This window comes from Nonomuraea deserti (genome assembly GCF_004348685.1).
Lineage (GTDB): Bacteria > Actinomycetota > Actinomycetes > Streptosporangiales > Streptosporangiaceae > Nonomuraea > Nonomuraea deserti.
Genome location: NZ_SMKO01000002.1, coordinates 19,579 through 38,446, shown reverse-complemented (window position 1 = coordinate 38,446; position 18,868 = coordinate 19,579). Strand labels below are relative to the sequence as shown.

Here is an 18,868-nt window from a genome sequence, read left to right as displayed (position 1 = left end):
CCACTCGATGGATGCGGAACGCGCGAGACACGACGCTGGAACAGAGAAGGGAGAGGCGATGCCGCCGCGAGAGCACACGCGAGAGCCCGCGCGTCCACCCGGACGCCACGTGCCCGCGCGCGTCCCGGCCAGGCGCAGCGCCGGCGACGTGCTCGCCGGGCTCGGCGCGCTGGTCGTGCTGGTCGCGCTCGTGGGCGGGGTGCCGTACGCGCTGCTCACCTTCGTCGGCCCGCCGATCGCGCCCGAGCTGCTCGATCTCGGCGTGCTCACCAGCCGGGTCGGGCCCAGCACGATCGTGGCCGTGCTGGTGCTGCTGGTGTGGCTGGCCTGGTTCCAGCTGTTCGTGTGCGTGCTGGTCGAGGTGTACGCCGGGGTGCGCAGGGTCGGCATGCCCGCCCGCGTGCCGCTCTCCGGCGGCATGCAGTTGCTGGCCAACAAGCTGGTCTCGGCCGTGCTGCTGCTGTTCACGGCCGGGGCCATGGTCGCGCCGGTCGCCCAGCTGACGCCGATACCGGCCGCGCCGCCCGTGACCGCGGTCGCCTACTCCGCGCCGATCGTCGAGCAGGAGATGGAGACGCACAAGACCAGGAAGGTGTACGTCGTGCAGCCGCCGCACGGCCGGCACCACGAGAGCCTGTGGGAGATCGCCGAGAAGTGCCTGGGAGACGGCCGCAGGTATCCCGAGATCTACCGGCTCAACCAGGCGAAGGAGCAGCCCGACGGCACCCGGCTGCGCATGGCCGACCTGATCAGGCCCGGCTGGGTGCTCGACATGCCGGACGACGCGAGGAACGTGCACACCGTCCCCGCCGACCAGCCGCGCGAGCAGACGTTGCGCGAGCACCCGGGCAGGGCCGACCCGGGCCCCGGGCGCGGTGACACGGCGGCGGAGCGCGACGACCGCGCGGGCCGCGAGGATCGGCAGGACCGCCGGGACCGCGAGGAGCGCCAGGAGCGCGAGGAGCGCCGGGACCGCGAGGAGCGCCAGGAGCGCGAGGACCGCGAGGAGCGCGGGACGCCCGGGCACGAGGGCAAGCACCGCCAATCCGGGACGGGCGCGCAGGACGGCCGGCAGCCGGTCATGCAGGAGAGCCAGGGCGAGCTGACCGACTACCTCGCCGCCGCCTCGCTGGCCGCGGCCGGGCTGCTGTTCGTGCTGGCCAGGCGGCGCAGGGAGCAGCTGTGGCGGCGCCTGTCCGGCCGCAGGATCGCCCGCCCGCGTGACGACGCCGCCCAGGCCGAGGTGGCGCTCAGGCTCGGCGGCGACGCCCCCGGCGCGCGCATCCTGGACGTCGGGCTGCGGCTGCTCGGCGCCGAACTGGCCGCGCAGCACCGCACCCCGCCCACCGTGTACGGCGCGCACCTGTCGCCACGCACGCTCGACCTGTGGATCCATCCGCCGGACAACGACCCGCCCGCGCCCTGGACGGCCCAGGACGGCGGCCAGGTCTGGCGGCTCCCCGCCCACGAGGGGCGGCTGCTGCCGGACCGGAGAATGCCGGGAGCGGGCGGAGCCGCCGCCGAGTTCGGCCACGAGCAGCCGGGCGGGGCACCGTACCCGGGGCTGGTCTCCATCGGCACGGACGCCGGCGGGCGCGTGCTCATCGACCTGGAGGCCGCCCAGGGCCTGATCAACGTGCGCGGCGCGCAGACCACCGCGGCGCTCGCGGCCATCGCCGTCGAGCTGGCCACCAACCGCTGGTCCGACCGCATGCGCATCACGCTCGTCGGCTTCGGCCAGGAGCTCACCGCGATCGCCCCCGAGCGCATCAGGGCGGTCGGCGGGCTGGCCGAGGTGCTGCCCGAGCTGGAGGCGAACGCGGCCCCGCGCAGAGAGGTGCTGACCGGCCGCATCAGCGGCGGCCACAGCGTGGCCCACTACCTGCTGTCCGCGGTGGCGCCCACGCACGAGGAGGCCAGGCGGCTGGCGCTGCTGGCCCGTCGCGACACCGCCGGATACGTGCTGGCAGGCGACGTCCCGCACGCCACGTGGACGCTGGAGATCGACGAGGACGGCAGGGCCAGGATCGCCGAGCTGGGCTTCGAGGTGGAGGCCCAGCTCCTGCCGCGCCGCCACTACCGCGCGCTGGTCGACCTCTTCCGTACGGCCGACCGGCTCGACGGTGAGGCCATCCCGGAGGCCGAGCCGCTGGTGGGGCCGCACCCGCCCGCGGTCGAGGTCAGGGTGCTCGGCCCTCTCGAGATCGCCGGCCTGCGCCCCTTGGAGGAAGGCCGGATGGAGCTGGCGGCCGAGCTGCTGGTGTACCTGGCCACGCATCCGGGAGGCGTGCACCCCGCGGTGCTCGGCGGCGTGCTGTGGCCGCGCGGCGCGCAGACCATGGTCAGGGACGCCACGATTTCCAGGGTCGCCGAATGGCTGGGGCCCGACCACCTGCTCACCGACGAGTCCGGCCGGCTCCGGCTGGGGCCCGGCGTGCGTACGGACTGGGCGCTGTTCCGCGAGCTCGTACGCCGCTCGCACGGCGACCCGACGGCCGGTGCCGTGCTGCTGGAGAAGGCGCTCGGCCTGGTCAGAGGCCCGCTGCTGGCCGGCAGGCCGCCCGGCAGGTACGCCTGGCTGGCGGCGGAAGACCTGGAGTACGACGTGACCGCCGGGGTGGCCGACGCGGCTCACCGGCTCTGCGAGCTCAGGCTCGCCCACGGCCAGCCGGACGCCGCGGTGGCCGCCGTACGCGCGGCCCTGCTGCTGGCGGCCGACGACGAGGGGCTCTGGCGCGACCTGCTGCGGGCCACGCACGCCACCGAGGACATCGTGCGCCTGCGCGCCGTCGTCGAGGGCCTGACCCGCAGGGCGGCCTCCCACCCGTACGGCGGCGGGATGGCCCCGGAGACCGAGGCGTTGATCGAGGAGCTGCTGCCCACGTGGCGCATGCATGTGGTGAGGGAGTCGTCGGCATGAGACGAGTCATGGCGGTGCTGGGCGTCGTCGGGCTGGGCATCGGCGTCCTGGCGGGATGCGGGCCGGCCGAGCGGCCGTACACGCCGCAGGAGGCCGCGTCGCCCGCGAGCGGGCAGCCGGCCCCGAGCCCGTCGAAGAGCGAGAGCGGCACCGCGCCCGCCTCGGGACCCGAGACCCTGAAGATCGGCGGCGACAAGCTGCGGGTGCGGATCGAGTGGCCCGACGACCCCGACCCGCTGCTGAAACTCATCACCGGCTACTACGTCGCCTCCAGGAAGGCGCTCGTCTCGGGAAGCGATCGATACCTGAAGGATCTGGATCTCGAACTCACGGCGGTCCGCGAAGCGTACGACTGGGTGCACGGATACACCGAGGAGGACATGACCGTGAGAGGCGACGCCCGGCTCTACAACCTGCGCGTCGCCGCGCTGGTGGGCAAGGGCGCGCAGGTCAACGCGTGCGTGGACGAGTCGGATGTGCGCGTGCTGTCCGCGCGCACGGGGGAGGCCGTGGAGCCTCAGCCCGCCTTCGTGCGCGAGCCGTACCTCCAGTCCGTGCTCGCGCACCGCGGCGATGACGGGGTGTGGCGGATCAGATCGTTCAGCTATGGCGAGAAAGGGTGCTCCCGATGAACCCCATGAGCTCGATCGCCGTCGCCGCGCTGCTGGTGCTGGCGGGCGCGGCGGATCCCGGCGACGGTGGACGGACGGTGGGCACCCCCATCAACGAGGAGCGCACGAGGGGCATCAACCTGGCCCACTCGAAGATCGTCGTGTCCGGCGACGGGACCAGGGGCGGCAGGAGCGACGGTTACGCACTCAAGCGCCCATGCTGGTACGAGCCCGGCTTGGACGCGAACGAGATGCTCAAGTCGCAGGAAAGCCTGCGGGCCTACTGGTTCAGGTTCACGGAGAACCCCACCGAGGAGAAGTGGCAGGCGTTCCTCAAGCAGTTCGAGAACAAGATCGGAAAGGACGGGCGCTGGTGGGGGCCCGCGTACAACGCCGCCGACCCGAAGGGGCAGGCCTGTTTCGCCAGTCTCGACCCGTTCGTCTTCGTGCCACCCGGCACCACACCGCCCTCCGGCATCACGATCCAGGAACTGGCCGAGATCGCCAGAGCCGCGCTGACCGTGCCCGAGCCCACGGTCAAGCTGAACCCCGACGCCAAGAGCTACGTGAACCTGCCCACCTGGGTGTGGCTGGAGGGCATCGGCGAGCCGCGCAGGTCGGTGACCGCGACGATCCCCGGCGTCATGAGCGCGACCGTGGTCGCCACGCTCGAAAGCATCACGATCGACCCGGGCACCACGAAGGACCGCGCCGAGGTGCACGAGGAAGGGTGCGGGACGTCCGGCAAGCCGTACACCAAGGGCGGCACGTTCGCCTGCGGCGTGCGCTACCTGCGCTCGTCGATCGACCAGCCGCGCGAGAAGTACACGCTGACGGTCTCCACCGTCTGGCCGGTCGAGGTGGTCGACGACGTGGTGCCAGTGCAGTTCGCGCCCGTGGAGGTCGGAGCCACCCGCGACGTGCCGGTCGGGGAGATCCAGAGCAACGTCAAGCCCTGAGACTGTCGTGGCCAGGGGCAGGCACGGGTGCCGGCCCCTGGATTCTCCAGCGGCGAGCCTCTAGAGGAACAGTTCGTCGGCGCTCTTCGCGGTGGCGGCCTTGCGCACCCAGGACTCCAGGGTGTGCAGGTCGGTGCAGGCGAGGATGCGGGCCCGTGCTTCGTCGGGGAGCGAGATGCCCCGCGCCTCCAGGATCAGCAGGACGGCCTTCGCCTCGCCCTCCGCCTTTCCTTCCGCCTTTCCTTCGGCGAGCCACGCGCGAATCACTGCGCTTCTGGGGTGGTGAGTTGCCATGGCCATCCTGAGCTCCCTGATCACTTTGTCGAGCATGAAGTCGGGCAGACACGAAAGGACGAGGTCAGAATACTCGCTGAACTCTTCGGGCAGCTGCCCCAGTGCCTCGAAGAGGGTCAGGATGTTGTGGAGGCCCGCTTCCGACTGGCCGTGCACGATGGCCGAGACGGTCGCGAGCTCCGGCTGGTCGACGGCCCAGCCGAGATCGATGATCGAAGGGATCCCGTTCGGGCCGATGACGATGGGATGCAGCACCCACCTGGGATGCCCCATCTCGATGGGTTCCGCGCAGCGGCGGGCTGTCCTGGAGTCCTCGCAGAAGACGAGGAGCAGAACGGGACACTTCGTGCGCGCCCTGAGCGTGGACAGGTAGACAGGCCAGGACCAGCGTTTGCGGGTGTCCGGTTCGCGTTGCACCTCGAGGACCACTGCCGAAACCGGTGTGCCCTCTTTGCAGAGGATCACCACCGAGTCGGCGCGGTATTCGGTGGGGGTGCAGTCCGTGAAATCCGCATTGCCCAACCGTGCCTCGTCGAACGTCGGTACGGAGACGCCCGTCCCGGCCAGCAGCGTGGCGACCAGGGACGGGCGGTTGCGTACGAGCTCGATCAGGTATTCGTGTTCCTGTGTCGGCATGGCGAACACATTACCGAATGTTGTCGAGGCATTACCGAGCGTCAGCGATTTCTCCGGATTCGTGGGCGAGGAGCCACTCTTTGACCGGTACGCCGTAGTAGTAGCCGCCGTAGCCGCCGCCGCTGGGCAGGACGCGGTGGCACGGCACGAACGGCGCGATCAGGTTCTGGGCGCAGGCCGAACCCGCCGCCCTGGCGGCCGTCCTCGGCAGTCCCGCCCGCGCGGCGAGCTCCGCGTACGTGACGGTCGTGCCCGGCTTGACCTCGCGCAACGCGGCGTGGAGCCGCTTGCGGGTGGGCGTGCCGGGCTGCGAGACCGGGATGGCGTCGAGGGCCTCCAGGTCGCCCGCCAGGTAGGCGAGGACGGCCTCCCCGGCGGGGCCGGGACCGTCCGCGACCTCCAGGCCCTCCGCCTGCAGGGCGGGTGTGAGGCGGGCGTACATCTCCTTGGGTTCGGCGGTGAAGCCGGCCGCGACCAGCACCGCCTCGCGGGACAGCAGGGACAGCGGGCCCATGGGCGTGGGAACGAGCCGAGCAGTGATCATGATGAGCTCCAGAGGTGCAGGGCGGCGTACGCCCGCCACGGGCGCCACCGCTCGATGTGGTCGTGCGGGATGCCCAGGGCGGCCATGCGCTTGTCGAGCACGAGGTCGCCCACGGGCCAGGCGTCGGGGTCGCGCAGCGCCCGCAGCGCGACGTAGCTCGCCGTCCACGGGCCGATGCCGGGAACGGCGCGCAGGCCCGCCACCGAGTCGGCGGGGTCCTGGCCGCCGTCGAGGTCGATGCTCCCGTCGGCCAGGCGGGCCGACAGGTCCTTGAGGGTGGCGATCCTGCGGTTCGTCAGGCCGAGGCCGGTGAGGTCGGTGTCCAGGAGCCGGGCGGGCGTGGGGAAGAGGCCGCCGGGCGCGGCGGCTCTGGCGACGATGCGGCCGAGCAGGGTGCGGGCGCCCGCCACGGAGATCTGCTGGCCGACGACCGCGCGTACGGCCAATTCGAACCCGTCGAACGTGCCCGGCACCCGCAGCCCGGGCCGCGCCGCGACGAGCGGGCCGAGCGAGCCCTGGCCGAGGGTCTCGGCGATGGCGCCGGGGTCGGCGTCGAGGTCGAGCAGGCGGCGGCAGCGGCCCACGAGCCGGGTGAGCTGCCGCGTGTCGTCCACCGCCACGTCGAGGGCGATGTGGTCGCGCTGCCCGGTGAGCGTGATCGTGCCGCCGGGCACGGCCCTGGCGTACGACGTGCGGTCCGCCACCTCGAGCCCGGGGATGGCGCGGGAGGCCAGGAAGCCGAACACGCCGTCCGCGTCGTACGGCTCGCGCCGGTGCAGCCGCAGCCGGAGCGTGACCGGCCCGGCGGCGTCGGCGACCCTGGCGGCCACCCGGCCGGAGGTGGCCCGCAGCTCGCTGGGCGTGAAGCCGTACGTCTCCCGCATCGTCGCGTTGAACTGGCGGACGCTGCCGAACCCTGCCGCGAACGCCACCTCCGTGACCGGCAGGTCCGTCTCGGTCAGCAGCTGCTTGGCGAGCAGCAGCCGTTTCGTCCGCGCCACGGCCAGCGGTCCGACGCCGAGCTCGGCCACGAACAGCCGGTGCAGGTGGCGCTCGGTGATGTGCAGCCGCCTGGCCAGCCCGGCGACGCCCTGCTCGTCGGCGGCGCCGTCGTCGATCAGCCGCAGCGCCCTGCCGATGAGGTCGCCGCGGACGTCCCAGCCGGGGTCGCCGGGGGAGAGCTCGGGACGGCAGCGCTTGCACGGGCGGAACCCGGCCGCCTCCGCGGACGCCGCGTGCCGGTAGAACCGTACGTTGCGGAACGAGGGCGTGCGGGCCGGGCAGATCGGGCGGCAGTAGATCCGCGTCGTCGTCACCGCCGTGTAGAAGCGCCCGTCGAACCGGGCGTCCCTGGCGGAGACCGCCCGGTAGCAGGAGTCGAAGTCGAGCTCTAGTGGTGACATGCCTCCGACGCTACGCGCTCCCCGCGAGCGTCGACCAGCGGAAATCAGACCTCACCGTCAAACCGCAGGTCAGCAGGCAGAGACGGGTGACCGGCGGGAATCGGACCTGGCTGTCCCGGGGTTCACGGCTGATGGCGGAGCGCGGAGAATAGAAACGGCACCCAGCTCAGCGCCATGATCGACGCGCCCAGCCAGAGCGCCGAGCGCACTCCCCACAGCTCGCCCATCGCGCCGGCCAGCAGGCCGCCCAGCCCGACCGCGCCCATCAGCAGCAGCCGCATCGTGGCCGACATCCGGCCGAGCATGTCGTCGGGCGTGACCCGCTGCCGCAGGCTGACGAGCAGCACGTTGTTGAGCCCGGTGCGGAACGTCAGCACGAACCACGCCGCGGCGGCCGCCCACAACCACGGCCCGTGCCCCAGGAACGGCAGGACGAGCGAGGCGGGCGCGGTGGCCAGGCTCGCGAGCCAGGCGGCCCGCCCGGTGCCGAGCCGGCGGCCGAACAGGTGGGCGGCGGACGAACCCGCCAGCGCTCCGAGCCCGCCGACGGCCAGGTACGCCCCCAGCACCCACGCCGGATAGCCGAGCTGCTCCACGATGAGCACCGGCAGCAGGACCGAGCAGAGCGGGAACGCCAGGTTCGCCATCGTGCCCTGGACCAGGGCCGCCACGAGCGTCGGGTTGCCGAAGAGGAAGCGCACGCCCGCGCCGATCAGCCGGCCGATCGGCTCCCGGTCCTTGGGCGCGCCCGCCGCCGGCTCGTGGACGCCGCGCAGCCAGAGGGCCGACCACAGGTAGCTCAGCGCGTCCAGCAGGATGGCCACCGGCGCGCCCGCCGCCTGCACTAGCACCCCGGCCGCGCTGCGTCCCGCGATGTCCATCCCCGCGCCGGTGCCGACGAGCAGCGAGTTGGCCGCCGTCAGCCGCTCGCGCCCCACCAGGCCGGGCACCAGGCTCAGCTGCGCCACGTCGAACAGCAGCGTGCCCGCTCCCACGAGCACCGCCACCGCGTAGAGCTGCTCCATGGACAGCCAGCCGCCCCACCACCCGACCGGCACCGACAGCAGCGCCGCCGCCCTGAGCAGGTCGGTGGCGACCATCACCGGACGCCGCCTGGCCCGGTCGACCCAGGCTCCCGCGGGCAACCCCAGCAGCAGCACGGTGAGCGTTCCGAGCGCCGACAGCAGCCCCACCTCGCCCGCTCCCGCGCCGAGCGCGGTCACGGCGAGCAGGGGGAGTGCGACGTAGCTGATCTGGGAGCCGAACTGGCTGACCGCGCCGGCGACGTACAGGTTGCGGAACGGGCGCAGGCGCAGCAGCGGCTGCTCCACCACAGTTGCTGACATGTCGGCAACGATGCTGAAATGTTGGCAAAGAGCGCTATCGATTAAGTGACCCGCGAATCCATGACCCTGGACCTGACGTTCACCGCCCGCGACATCGCCAACACCCGCTTCGCGATCTCCCCGCTCGGCGAGGTCGTCGCCGGCGTCCGCGTGGTGAAGGACCCGGGCGCCCACCCGCTGCTGCGCCCCTGGGCCGAGCAGGTGCGCCGCCGCCTCCAGGGCGTCGGCTGGAGCCTGCTGTCCGACCTCGTGCCGGTGCCGACCGTCGTCATCGCGGGCTTCACCTGCACACCGCCGTCGACGTCCATGCCGGATCTGGACCTCGAACTCGCCACGATGCGGGGCGCGGCCGGACGGGTCCGCTCAGATCTGGAAGCCGTCCCCGGTCCCCGCACGAAGCGGGTGCAGGCGCTCTACGACGACCCGGAGCGAGGGCTGGAACGCCTGGCGGAGGAGGTGGAGGCCTACTGGAACGCCGCGATGGCGCCGTACTGGGCGAGGATCAGGGCACTGCTCGAAGGCGAGATCCTCCACCGCGCCCGGCTGCTGGCCGAAGGAGGCGCCCAGCGCATGCTGGCCGACCTCGACGACGCGGTCACCTGGCGGGACGGGACCTTGAGCATCGCGCACCGCCACGTCTCTGGAGCCCGCCCGTTGCGCGGGCTCGGGCTGCTGCTGGTGCCGTGCGTGTTCGCCTCGCCGCGGGTCTTCTCGGTCACGACGCCGCCGTACCAGCCGACCGTTCGCTATCCGCCGCGCGGCATCGCCACGCTGTGGGAGCGCCGTGATCTGGAGCCGCCCGAGGCGCTGGCGGCCGTGCTCGGCAGGACGCGCGCGCGGCTGCTGGCCGAGCTGGACCAGCCCGCATCCACGCGCGATCTGGCCCAGCGCACGGGCCTGTCGGAGCCGGGCGCGAACCAGCACCTCACCGCGCTCCGCAGAGCGGGTCTGTGCACGGCCCACCGTGCGGGGCGCTATGTCCTGTACGCGCGTACGGCCACGGCCGAGGCCCTCCTCGAACGAGGCGACCGCTATTTGGACGAGACGCCCACGCCCAGGTCGAACTCGCGGTAGACCCGCGCCCAGAACCCGTCGCGCAGCCACACCCGCGCCTCGGGGTAGGGCCGCAGCGAGTGGCCGAGCTCCTTCTCCGCCTCGATGAGCAGCTCGGTGTCGATCACGGTCGGCAGGATCGGGCCCGGCAGCAGGTCGCGGATGTTGTCGCGGCCGCGGGTGAGGATCCACTTCTGTGCCACGTGCTCGCCGACGTCCTCCACGCGGGGCCGGCTCGGGCCGAGCTTGGCGACCTGGCCGGGCTTGGCGTGCGGCTTGACCGGGGCGCGCCCGGCGAACACCTGGGCGGGGGAGGGAGCGGCGGCGGCCGGCGGAGTGACCGGGACGGGCTGGGGAGCACGGCTGAAAAAGGGCCTCAGGAAATCAGCAGTGATCACTTCAACGGTGTCGGACTCCCAGACCAGGCGCTCGGCCTGGTTGGTGCCATAAGGCGGTTCGACCCCCCACAGATGGATGCGCACGCCGTAGGCCTGCGCCGCCTCGACCGCCGGAACCATGTCCTCATCGCCCGCCAGCAGAATCGTGTCGGTGACCGCATGATGTCGGGCCAGGGCCTCCAGATCGCTCCTGATCTGCGCGTCCACGCCCTTCTGCTGGCCTCGGGCGTTCAGGTTGCCAAGTCGCACCTTGACCCAGGGAAGCTGGGCGATGACCCGCTGGTCGACGGTGGGCACACGGTCACGGGCTGCGTCATACCAATAGATCCGCAGGAGTTCGCCAGAAATACGTTCCTCTGCATGTTTCTGTAGACTCTGGATGAGCTCATCGGCGGCCACCCGATATTCCTTGCGCTCCTTCGCGCCGAGCAGCACCTCACCTGCCGCAGCGTACAGATAACCGACATCCACTAGGACGGCGTACTTGGCTGCCACAGGATGCGGCATGAGGTCTGGGATGGCCATGTCGTCCTCCAGGCCGCGGGTGTTAGTTGATCGGCTGACTATATACGCCTACTTTCTCTAGATAGTCCCAACTCCCGGGGAACTTGACACCCGATTCACAGGATCTATCTAGGGTAGAGCGCTCATCCGCCATGCCGACTTCCCTGGGACGACAGGCTTACGCATACCTCTGACGGGGTTTCGCCACGTTTGCCGTCGGCGAGCGGGAGGAGCCTGCGGCTCGGCGTGTCGGGCGGCGAGTACCGCCACCAACGCGGCGATCTCCTCGGGCGCGGCGTCGCCACGAACAATGCGTAGATGGCTCGTCATAGCGGGATGTTCCCATGCTTCTTGGGCGGCAACGTCGCCCGCTTGTTCCGCAACATCCGCAGCGCCCTGATGACCTGTGCCCGGGTCTCGGCCGGCCGGATCACCGCGTCCACGTAGCCACGCTCGGCCGCGATGTACGGGTTGGTCAGCGTGTCCTCATACTCGGTGACGCGCTTCGCCCGCACGGCGTCGGGGTCGTCGGAGGCGGCCAGCTCGCGCCGGTAGAGGATGTTGACCGCTCCCTGCGCGCCCATGACCGCGATCTGGGCCGTGGGCCAGGCCAGGTTGACGTCGGCGCCCAGGTGCTTGGAGCCCATGACGTCGTACGCGCCGCCGTACGCCTTGCGCGTGATCACCGTGACCAGTGGCACCGTGGCCTCGGCGTAGGCGTAGAGGAGCTTGGCCCCGCGGCGGATGATTCCGTTCCATTCCTGATCGGTGCCGGGGAGGAAACCCGGTACATCAACAAAAGTCAGGATAGGAATATTAAAAGCATCACATGTTCGAATAAATCTTGCGGCCTTCTCGGAGGCGTCGATATCCAGGCACCCGGCGAAATGCATCGGCTGGTTGGCCACGATCCCCACGGGCTGGCCGTCGACGCGGCCGTAGCCGACCACGACGTTCTGCGCGAACAGCGCGTGGACCTCCAGGAACTCCCCGTCGTCCAGCACGTGCTCGATCACCCGGTGCATGTCGTACGGCTGGTTGGCCGAGTCGGGGATCAGCGCGTCGAGCTCGGGATCGGGCTCGAGGTCGGTGGCCGGCTCGAAGACCGGCGCCTCGTCCAGGTTGTTGGACGGCAGGTACGACAGCAGCGCCTTGACGTAGTCGAGGGCGTCGTTCTCGTCGTCGGCCTGGTAGTGGGCCACCCCTGACTTGGTGTTGTGCGTGTGGGCCCCGCCGAGCTCCTCGAACGTGACCTCCTCGCCCGTCACCGTCTTGATCACGTCGGGGCCCGTGATGAACATCTGCGACGTCTGGTCCACCATGACGACGAAGTCGGTCAGCGCGGGCGAGTAGACGTGACCGCCCGCCGCGGCGCCCATGATGAGCGAGATCTGCGGGATCACGCCGGAGGCGTGCACGTTGCGCTTGAAGATCTCCGCGTAGAGCCCGAGCGCGACCACGCCCTCCTGGATGCGCGCGCCGCCGCCCTCGTTGATGCCGATGATCGGGCAGCCGGTCTTGATCGCCAGGTCGAGCACCTTGACGATCTTCTCGCCGTACACCTCGCCGAGCGAGCCGCCGAAGACCGTCACGTCCTGCGAGAACACGCACACCTGCCGGCCGTCGACGGTGCCGTGGCCGGAGATGACGCCGTCGCCGTACGGCCGCCGCTCCTCCAGCCCGAACATCGTGGACCGGTGCCGGGCGAACTCGTCGAACTCCACGAACGAGCCCTCGTCCAGCAGCGCCAGCACCCGCTCCCTGGCGGTCATCTTGCCCTTGGCGTGCTGCTTGGCCACCGCGGTCGCCGATCCGGCGTGCACGGCCTCGTCGAGCCGTCGCTCCAGGTCAGCGATTTTTCCAGCAGTGGTATGGATATCCAGCTTTTCCGGTAGGTCGTCAGCCGCTGCAGTCATGCGCGCAAATCTAGTGCGTCCGCCAGAGTGGATCCATGACGGATGCCGTACGCACGCATGGCCTGGTCAAACATTACGGTTCGCAAGTCGCCGTGGCCGGGGTCGATCTCCTGGTCCCCGCGGGGAGTTTCGCCGGCCTCGTCGGCCCCAACGGCGCGGGCAAGACGACCACGCTCAGCATGATCACCGCGCTGCTCCGTCCCGACGGCGGCCATGCCGAGGTCGCCGGGTTCCACGTGTGGCGCGACCCCGTCGCCGTCAAGGCGCGCATCGGCGTGCTCCCCGAAGGGCTGCGGCTGTTCGAGCGGCTGTCAGGCCGCGAGCTGCTGCTCTACAACGGCAGGCTGCGCGGCATCCCCAAGGCCGACGTCGAGCAGCGCGCGGGCGAGCTGCTCGACGTGATGGACCTGACCGGCGCCGCCGACAAGCTCGTCGTCGACTACTCCACCGGCATGCGCAAGAAGATCGGCCTGGCCGCCGCGCTCCTGCACAACCCGTCGGTGCTCTTTCTGGACGAGCCTTTCGAGGGCGTCGACCCGGTCAGCGCCAACACCCTCACCGAGGTGCTCCGGCGCTTCACCGCGTCCGGCTCGACCGTCATCTTCTCCAGCCACGTGATGGACCTGGTCGAGCGGCTGTGCGACTGGGTGTCCGTGATGAGCGCGGGCCACATCGTGGCTCAGGGGCCGCTGGCGGAGGTGCGCGGCGGGCGCAGCCTCAACCAGGCGTTCCTCGACCTGGTCGGCGGCACGCCGCACGACCGCGAAGCGGGCCTGAGCTGGCTCGGCGCCCGGCCGGAGGACCCCAGGTGAACACCGTCCTGCTGTTCGCGCAGCTCAAGCTCCGGCTGCTGGCCGGCAACCTGCGCGGCGACACGCAGCGCAAGCTGGGCTTCGTCTTCACCACGGCCATCGCCGCCGGCCTGGCCGCGCTCGGCTTCCTGCTGATGAGCCTGCTCAGACTGGCTCCAGGCGACATCTCCGCCTCGCTCCTGACGCTCGCCTTCGCGTCGTTCTTCTTCGGGTGGATGATCGTGCCGCTGCTCGCCTTCGGCCTCGACGACACGCTGGACCCCGCGAAGTTGTCGTTGTTCCCGCTGCGCACCGGGCGGCTCGCGGTCGGCATGTTCACCGCGTCGGTGACCGGCGTCTGGCCGCTCGCGACGCTCGTCGTGACGTTCGGCGCGCTGGTCGGGGTCGCGTCGGGCCCCGGCGGGATCCTGCTCGGCGTGCCGGCCGTGCTGCTGCAGTTCGCGCTCTGCGTGGTGGTGTCCAGGCTGGTCACCACCTCGCTGTCCGGCGCGCTGCGCACCCGGCGCGGGCGCGACCTGCTGGCCGTGAGCGCGCTGGCCCTGGTGCTCCTCGCGCAGCTGCCCAACCTGCTGATGAACCGTGGCTTCAGCGACCCCACGGCGATGCTGCACCAGATGGCGGGCCTGCTCAGGTGGACCCCGCCCGGCCTGGCGGCGCACGCCATCGCCGACGGCGGCCTCACCGGGCTGGCCGAGCTCGTGTTGCTCGCCGTGGTCGTGGTCGCGCTCGGCTGGCTGTGGGTCAAGGCGCTGGGCCGGGCCCTCGTCATGCCCGACTCCTCCACCCAGGCCGCCTCCGTACGCAGGGGGAGCGGGCTGGTCGACCGGGTCCTGCCCGACGGGCCGCTGGCGGCGGTGGTGACGAAGGAGCTGAAGTACATCAGGCGCGACCCGAGGTTCCGCGTGGGCTGGGCCAGCGCCATCGTCGTCACCCTCATCCTGTCGTTCTCGATGAGCGATCCTGATCGGGGCGGGGGCGGCCAGTGGACGCCGATCGTGATCTCCTGCATGGGCGCGCTCATGATCGCCCTGCAGTCGGGCAACGCGTTCGGCATCGACGGGCGCTCGTTGTGGATGAACGCCGTGGCGTTCGGCTCCGAGCGCGATGTCGCCACCGATCTGGCCGGGCGGCACCTGGCGGGCGCGCTCGTCGCCGCGCCGCTGATCACCGTGCTCGCCGTCGCCAGCGGCCTGCTCACCGGGCACCCCGCCATGATCCTGCCGGCCATGCTGGCCGGATGGGGAGTGCTCGGCATCGGGTTCGGCGTCGGCTCGGTGACCAGCGTGGTCCTGCCGTACACGGTGCCCGACCGGATGAACGCCTTCACCGGCGCCGCCCCGGGACAGGGCGGGCTGGCGTTCGCCTCCGCCCTGGGCGCGTCGGCCGGCATGGCGCTGCTGATGGCGCCGTTCGTGGTGGCGCTGCTGTTCGGGCTCCTCTGGGTGTGCGCGGTTGCGCCGTTCTACGGCCTGCTGGCCGAAGTGCTCGGCAGGCGGCTGGGCGCCAAGCTCGGATTCGCCAGGATGCCCGATCTGCTCGCGGCCGTGTCGAAGCCCACCTGACCTGCCTCGAACCAGTGGTCTAGTCCATTTGATGAGACCGGTCTACGGTCGTTCGTGGCGACTCGCTACCCTTCGAAACATGATTGACCAGGGGCTCGAACATCGCAGCGCCGCCGTGACCGAGATGCCGGACGAGCTGCGCCACGATGTGCGCCTGCTCGGCAAGCTGCTCGGCCAGGTGCTGGCCGAACAGGGCGGCGAAGACCTGCTGGCCGACGTCGAACGGCTGCGCAAGGCGGTCATCGCCGCGCGCAAGGGCGAGATCTCGGCCGACGAGATCACCGCCATGATCGCAGGATGGGAGATCGAGCGGGCAGTCGAGGTGGCCCGGGCGTTCACCTGTTACTTCCACCTGGCCAACCTGGCCGAGGAGCACTACCGCATCCGCACGCTGCGCGAACGCGACGCCGAGGGCAGGGTGCAGCGCGAGTCGCTCGCGCAGGCCGTACGCGAGCTGGGCCACGAGCGCGTCACCGAGCTGGTGGAGGGGCTGGAGCTGCACCCGGTGCTCACCGCGCACCCCACCGAGGCGCGCAGGCGCGCGGTCGTCACCGCGATCCAGCGGGTCAGCGGCCAGCTCACCGAGTACAACTCCCCGGGCCGCGGCGCCTCCGAGCGGGCGGAGAGCAAGCGGCGCATGCTGGAGGAGATCGACCTGCTGTGGCGCACGGCCCAGCTCCGCTCCACCAAGCTCGACCCGCTCGACGAGGTGCGCACCGCCATGGCCGCCTTCGACGAGACCCTGTTCCGTACGGTGCCGCAGGTCTACCGCGCGCTCGACGCGGCGCTCGGCGCGGCGGCCGACGGGGGCACCGGCACCCGCCCGCCGCGGGCCAGGCCGTTCATCCGCTACGGCAGCTGGATCGGCGGCGACCGCGACGGCAACCCCAACGTCACGGCCAGGGTCACCCGCGAGACCGTCCAGATCCAGTCCGAGCACGTGCTGACGGCCCTCGAAACCGCCTGCTCGCGCATCGGCCGCACGCTGACGGCCTCCGCCCAGTTCGCCCCCTGCTCGCCCGAGCTCAAGACGGCGCTGGCCACGGCCGTGAACGCCTACCCCGAGGTCGTCTCCGAGCTGGCCACCCGCTCGCCGCGCGAGCCGCACCGGCAGTGGCTGCTGTTCGTGGCCGCGCGCATCGCCGCCACCCACCGCCGCGACCTCGACCTGGCCTACCGCTCGCCCGACGAGCTGCTGGCCGACCTGCGCCTGGCGCAGGAGTCGCTGGCGGCGAGCGCGCCGCGGCAGGCGTACGGCGAGCTGCAGCACCTCATCTGGCAGGTCGAGACGTTCGGCTTCCACCTGGCCGAGCTGGAGGTGCGCCAGCACTCCCAGGTGCACGCCGCCGCGCTGGAGGAGCTGCGGGCGGGCGGCGAGCCGTCGGAGCGCACCGAGGAGGTCCTGGCCACGATCCGGGTGATCGGCTGGATCCAGGAGCGGTTCGGGGTCGACGCCTGCTCCCGCTACGTGGTCTCCTTCACCCGCTCGGCCGACGACGTCGCGGCCGTCTACGAGCTGGCCGGGCACGCGCTCGGCGACCGCGCGCCCGTGCTCGACGTCGTGCCGCTCTTCGAGTCGGGCGAGGACCTGGCCAACTCGCCGCGCGTGCTCACAGGCATGCTCGACATCCCGCAGGTGCGGCGGCGATTGGCCGACACCGGCCGGCGCATGGAGATCATGCTCGGCTACTCCGACTCGGCCAAGGAGCTCGGCCCCGCCGCGGCCACGCTCCGGCTCTACGAGGCGCAGGAGGAGCTGACCCGCTGGGCCGCCGAGCACGACGTGAAGCTGCGCATGTTCCACGGCCGCGGCGGCGCGCTCGGCCGCGGCGGCGGCCCGGCCAACCGCGCCGTGCTGGCCCAGGCCCCCGGCTCGGTCGCGGGCCGGTTCAAGGTCACCGAGCAGGGCGAGGTCATCTTCGCCCGCTACGGCCACATCGCGATCGCCCGCCGGCACCTGGAGCAGGTGGCCAACGCCGTGCTGCTGGCCTCCTCGCCGACGATCGGGTCGCGCACCGCGGCCGCCGCCGAACGGTTCCGCGGCCTGGCCGAGCAGGTCGCCACGGCGTCCGAGGGGGCCTACAGGTCGCTGACCGAGGCGGAGGGCTTCCCCGAGTGGTTCGGCCTGGTGAGCCCGCTCGAGGAGATCGGCACGCTGCGCCTCGGCTCCCGCCCGGCCCGCCGCGGCCTGGGCGCGCCGCGCTCGCTCGACGACCTGCGGGCGATCCCGTGGGTGTTCGCGTGGGCGCAGACCCGGGTCAACCTGCCCGGCTGGTACGGCCTCGGCACCGGCCTGGCGGCCGTCGGCGACATCGAGGAGCTGCGGGCGGCGTACGCCGAGTGGCCGCTGTTCAACGCGATGCTCGACAACGCCGAGATGTCACTGGCCAAGACCGACCGCTCGATCGCCAAGCGCTACCTGGCGCTGGGCGGCAGGGAGGACTTCACCCGGCAGGTGCTGGAGGAGTACGACAGGACCCGCGACCTGGTGCTCAGGGTCACGGGGCACACGCGGCTGCTGGAGAACCGCAAGGTGCTCTCGCGGGCGGTCCAGCTGCGCGACCCGTACGTCGACGCGCTGTCGCACCTCCAGCTGCGGGCCCTGCGCGCGCTGCGCACCGGCAACCCGTCGGAGCGGGAGCGCGACCGGCTGTCCACGCTCCTGCTCCTGTCGGTCAACGGCGTCGCCGCGGGCCTGCAGAACACCGGCTGAGCTAGCGGAGCGCGCCGAAGAAGGCCCGGATGTCGGAGGTGAGCACCTCCGTGGCGCTGTGCGCGGTGTAGTGGCCACGCGCCGGGGCGGGCAGCGTCTTCCAGGAGACGATGTTCGCGTGGGCGCGCTCGGCGAAGCGGCGGATCGACGTGAAGTCGCCCTCGGCCATGGCCAGCGCCGTCGGCACGGTCGTGGGCTCCTTCGGCTGCTCCATGCGGGCGTTCTCCCAGTAGAGCCGCAGCGCCGAGCCCGCGGTGCCGGTGAACCAGTGGATGGCGGCGTTGGCCAGCACGAAGTCGTCGTCGAGGTCCTCGTCGAAGAGCTGGGCGAGCCAGCCCACGAGCCCGGCGGGGGAGTCGGCGACGGCGTGCGCGAGCGTCTGCGGCTGCTGCGAGTGCAGCACGTTGAAGGCGCCCTTCTCCTTCCAGAACCAGTCGAGCACGGCCAGCCCCGCCTGGTCGTCCTCGCTCAGGTCGGCGAACTCCGCGGGGTCGCCGGACGGGAACGAGAAGATCTGCGTGACGTGCACGCCCACGACGTGCTCAGGATCGATCCGGCCTACCTCGGGCGAGATCATCGACCCGGCGTCGTTGCCCACGGCGCCGTAGCGCTCGTAGCCGAGCTCGGCCATGAGCGCGGCCCACGCCCTGGCGATGCGCTGATTGTTCCAGCCCAGCTCGCGCGTCGGCCCCGAGAAGCCGTAGCCGGGCAGCGACGGGACGACCAGGTGGAAGTGGCGCGACAGCGGCTCGATGGCGTCGAGATATTCGACGATGGAGCCGGGCCAGCCGTGGGTGAGGATCAGCGGCAGGGCCTCGGGGTTGTCGGAGCGCACGTGGAAGAAGTGGATGTTCTGCCCGTCGATCTCGGTGGTGAACTGCGGGTACGCGTTGAGCCTGGCCTCCAGGGCACGCCAGTCGAACCCGTCGCGCCAGCGGCCGACCAGGCGCCTGACCCGCTCGACACCGACTCCCTGGTCGGCGCCGTCGATCTCGTCGGTGAAGCGGGTGAGGGCGAGGCGGGCCCGCAGGTCGTCGAGGTCGGCCTGGGGGATCTCGATGCGGAAGGGGGCGATGCTCATGGCGCGGTCCTTTCGGGAACGGTTCGTTCTGTTCCAATAGTAGCAGAACGGAATGCTTCATTCCATAGTCTTCCGATGCCGCTCCCGCGCGCGTGAGCAGGACGTCCATCAGGGAA

Annotated in this window: 15 protein-coding genes; 7 read left to right on the top strand and 8 right to left on the bottom strand. The window is 71.6% G+C overall.

Annotation, left to right across the window (positions count from 1 at the left end; all coding sequences use genetic code 11):
- The first annotated feature begins 58 nt into the window (after positions 1-58).
- The 3 genes from E1292_RS01130 to E1292_RS01120 are packed head-to-tail and all read left to right on the top strand — an operon-like array spanning position 59 to position 4,490.
- Positions 59-2,920: a BTAD domain-containing putative transcriptional regulator gene (locus E1292_RS01130; RefSeq protein WP_246089837.1), complete on the top strand. Its 2,862-nt coding sequence runs from the start codon at positions 59-61 to the stop codon at positions 2,918-2,920.
- A complete protein-coding gene (locus E1292_RS01125; protein WP_132591053.1) occupies positions 2,917-3,552 on the top strand; it encodes a hypothetical protein in 636 nt (211 codons plus the stop codon). Before E1292_RS01130 ends, E1292_RS01125 begins: the two co-directional genes overlap by 4 nt.
- The gene (locus E1292_RS01120) at positions 3,549-4,490 is read left to right on the top strand and encodes a hypothetical protein (RefSeq protein ID WP_132591051.1); all 942 of its coding nucleotides are present in this window, start codon (positions 3,549-3,551) and stop codon (positions 4,488-4,490) included. The genes E1292_RS01125 and E1292_RS01120 overlap by 4 nt, the downstream gene beginning before the upstream one ends.
- Positions 4,491-4,550: 60 nt before the next feature.
- Here E1292_RS01120 and E1292_RS01115 read toward each other — a convergent pair whose 3' ends face one another.
- From E1292_RS01115 to E1292_RS01100, 4 genes are all read right to left on the bottom strand, one after another.
- A complete protein-coding gene (locus E1292_RS01115) occupies positions 4,551-5,420 on the bottom strand; it encodes a hypothetical protein (protein WP_132591049.1) in 870 nt (289 codons plus the stop codon).
- A 31-nt stretch (positions 5,421-5,451) separates the two neighbouring features.
- Positions 5,452-5,964, bottom strand: coding sequence for a methylated-DNA--[protein]-cysteine S-methyltransferase (locus E1292_RS01110; protein ID WP_132591047.1), 513 nt, complete (start codon positions 5,962-5,964; stop codon positions 5,452-5,454).
- Positions 5,961-7,367 (bottom strand): AlkA N-terminal domain-containing protein, encoded by a 1,407-nt coding sequence (locus E1292_RS01105; RefSeq protein WP_132591045.1) that lies wholly within the window; start codon positions 7,365-7,367, stop codon positions 5,961-5,963. Before E1292_RS01105 ends, E1292_RS01110 begins: the two co-directional genes overlap by 4 nt.
- A gap of 122 nt (positions 7,368-7,489) precedes the next feature.
- Positions 7,490-8,713, bottom strand: a complete 1,224-nt coding sequence (locus E1292_RS01100; RefSeq protein ID WP_132591043.1) for an MFS transporter — start codon at positions 8,711-8,713, stop codon at positions 7,490-7,492.
- Between the two features lie 45 nt (positions 8,714-8,758).
- Here E1292_RS01100 and E1292_RS01095 point away from each other — a divergent pair, with 45 nt between their 5' ends.
- A complete protein-coding gene (locus E1292_RS01095; RefSeq protein WP_246089835.1) occupies positions 8,759-9,787 on the top strand; it encodes an ArsR/SmtB family transcription factor in 1,029 nt (342 codons plus the stop codon).
- Here the strand turns inward: E1292_RS01095 and E1292_RS01090 are convergent.
- From E1292_RS01090 to E1292_RS01080, 3 genes are all read right to left on the bottom strand, one after another.
- Positions 9,745-10,689 carry an NYN domain-containing protein gene (locus E1292_RS01090; protein WP_132591039.1) on the bottom strand — a complete coding sequence of 315 codons (945 nt, stop codon included), beginning with the start codon at positions 10,687-10,689 and terminating at the stop codon, positions 9,745-9,747. The genes E1292_RS01095 and E1292_RS01090 overlap by 43 nt on opposite strands.
- A 108-nt stretch (positions 10,690-10,797) precedes the next feature.
- Positions 10,798-10,998 (bottom strand): acyl-CoA carboxylase subunit epsilon, encoded by a 201-nt coding sequence (locus tag E1292_RS01085; RefSeq protein ID WP_132591037.1) that lies wholly within the window; start codon positions 10,996-10,998, stop codon positions 10,798-10,800.
- A complete protein-coding gene (locus E1292_RS01080) occupies positions 10,995-12,584 on the bottom strand; it encodes an acyl-CoA carboxylase subunit beta (protein ID WP_132591035.1) in 1,590 nt (529 codons plus the stop codon). The genes E1292_RS01085 and E1292_RS01080 overlap by 4 nt, the downstream gene beginning before the upstream one ends.
- A 35-nt stretch (positions 12,585-12,619) precedes the next feature.
- On the opposite strand from E1292_RS01080, the gene E1292_RS01075 reads away from it, so the two are divergent.
- The 3 genes from E1292_RS01075 to E1292_RS01065 all read left to right on the top strand — a co-directional run bounded on the left by E1292_RS01075 (position 12,620) and on the right by E1292_RS01065 (position 17,671).
- A complete protein-coding gene (locus E1292_RS01075; protein WP_132591033.1) occupies positions 12,620-13,396 on the top strand; it encodes an ABC transporter ATP-binding protein in 777 nt (258 codons plus the stop codon).
- Positions 13,393-14,958: a hypothetical protein gene (locus E1292_RS01070; protein ID WP_132591031.1), complete on the top strand. Its 1,566-nt coding sequence runs from the start codon at positions 13,393-13,395 to the stop codon at positions 14,956-14,958. The genes E1292_RS01075 and E1292_RS01070 overlap by 4 nt, the downstream gene beginning before the upstream one ends.
- Positions 14,959-15,037: 79 nt before the next feature.
- On the top strand, positions 15,038-17,671 hold the full coding sequence (locus E1292_RS01065) for a phosphoenolpyruvate carboxylase (RefSeq protein ID WP_132591029.1): 2,634 nt from the start codon (positions 15,038-15,040) through the stop codon (positions 17,669-17,671).
- Position 17,672: 1 nt separating this feature from the next.
- Here the strand turns inward: E1292_RS01065 and E1292_RS01060 are convergent, their stop codons facing one another.
- Entirely contained in the window at positions 17,673-18,752 is a 1,080-nt protein-coding gene (locus E1292_RS01060; RefSeq protein WP_132591027.1) for an epoxide hydrolase family protein, read from the bottom strand.
- Positions 18,753-18,868 lie beyond the last annotated feature (116 nt).

What these genes read in the sequence shown, in the direction of transcription:
- E1292_RS01110 (WP_132591047.1), bottom strand. Translation starts at nt 5,964, where the DNA reads ATGATCACTGCTCGGCTCGTTCCCACGCCCATGGGCCCGCTGTCCCTG.
- E1292_RS01125 (WP_132591053.1), top strand. Translation starts at nt 2,917, where the DNA reads ATGAGACGAGTCATGGCGGTGCTGGGCGTCGTCGGGCTGGGCATCGGC.
- E1292_RS01080 (WP_132591035.1), bottom strand. Translation starts at nt 12,584, where the DNA reads ATGACTGCAGCGGCTGACGACCTACCGGAAAAGCTGGATATCCATACC.
- E1292_RS01100 (WP_132591043.1), bottom strand. Translation starts at nt 8,713, where the DNA reads ATGTCAGCAACTGTGGTGGAGCAGCCGCTGCTGCGCCTGCGCCCGTTC.
- E1292_RS01085 (WP_132591037.1), bottom strand. Translation starts at nt 10,998, where the DNA reads ATGACGAGCCATCTACGCATTGTTCGTGGCGACGCCGCGCCCGAGGAG.
- E1292_RS01105 (WP_132591045.1), bottom strand. Translation starts at nt 7,367, where the DNA reads ATGTCACCACTAGAGCTCGACTTCGACTCCTGCTACCGGGCGGTCTCC.
- E1292_RS01075 (WP_132591033.1), top strand. Translation starts at nt 12,620, where the DNA reads ATGACGGATGCCGTACGCACGCATGGCCTGGTCAAACATTACGGTTCG.
- E1292_RS01115 (WP_132591049.1), bottom strand. Translation starts at nt 5,420, where the DNA reads ATGCCGACACAGGAACACGAATACCTGATCGAGCTCGTACGCAACCGC.
- E1292_RS01130 (WP_246089837.1), top strand. Translation starts at nt 59, where the DNA reads ATGCCGCCGCGAGAGCACACGCGAGAGCCCGCGCGTCCACCCGGACGC.
- E1292_RS01120 (WP_132591051.1), top strand. Translation starts at nt 3,549, where the DNA reads ATGAACCCCATGAGCTCGATCGCCGTCGCCGCGCTGCTGGTGCTGGCG.
- E1292_RS01090 (WP_132591039.1), bottom strand. Translation starts at nt 10,689, where the DNA reads ATGGCCATCCCAGACCTCATGCCGCATCCTGTGGCAGCCAAGTACGCC.
- E1292_RS01060 (WP_132591027.1), bottom strand. Translation starts at nt 18,752, where the DNA reads ATGAGCATCGCCCCCTTCCGCATCGAGATCCCCCAGGCCGACCTCGAC.
- E1292_RS01065 (WP_132591029.1), top strand. Translation starts at nt 15,038, where the DNA reads ATGATTGACCAGGGGCTCGAACATCGCAGCGCCGCCGTGACCGAGATG.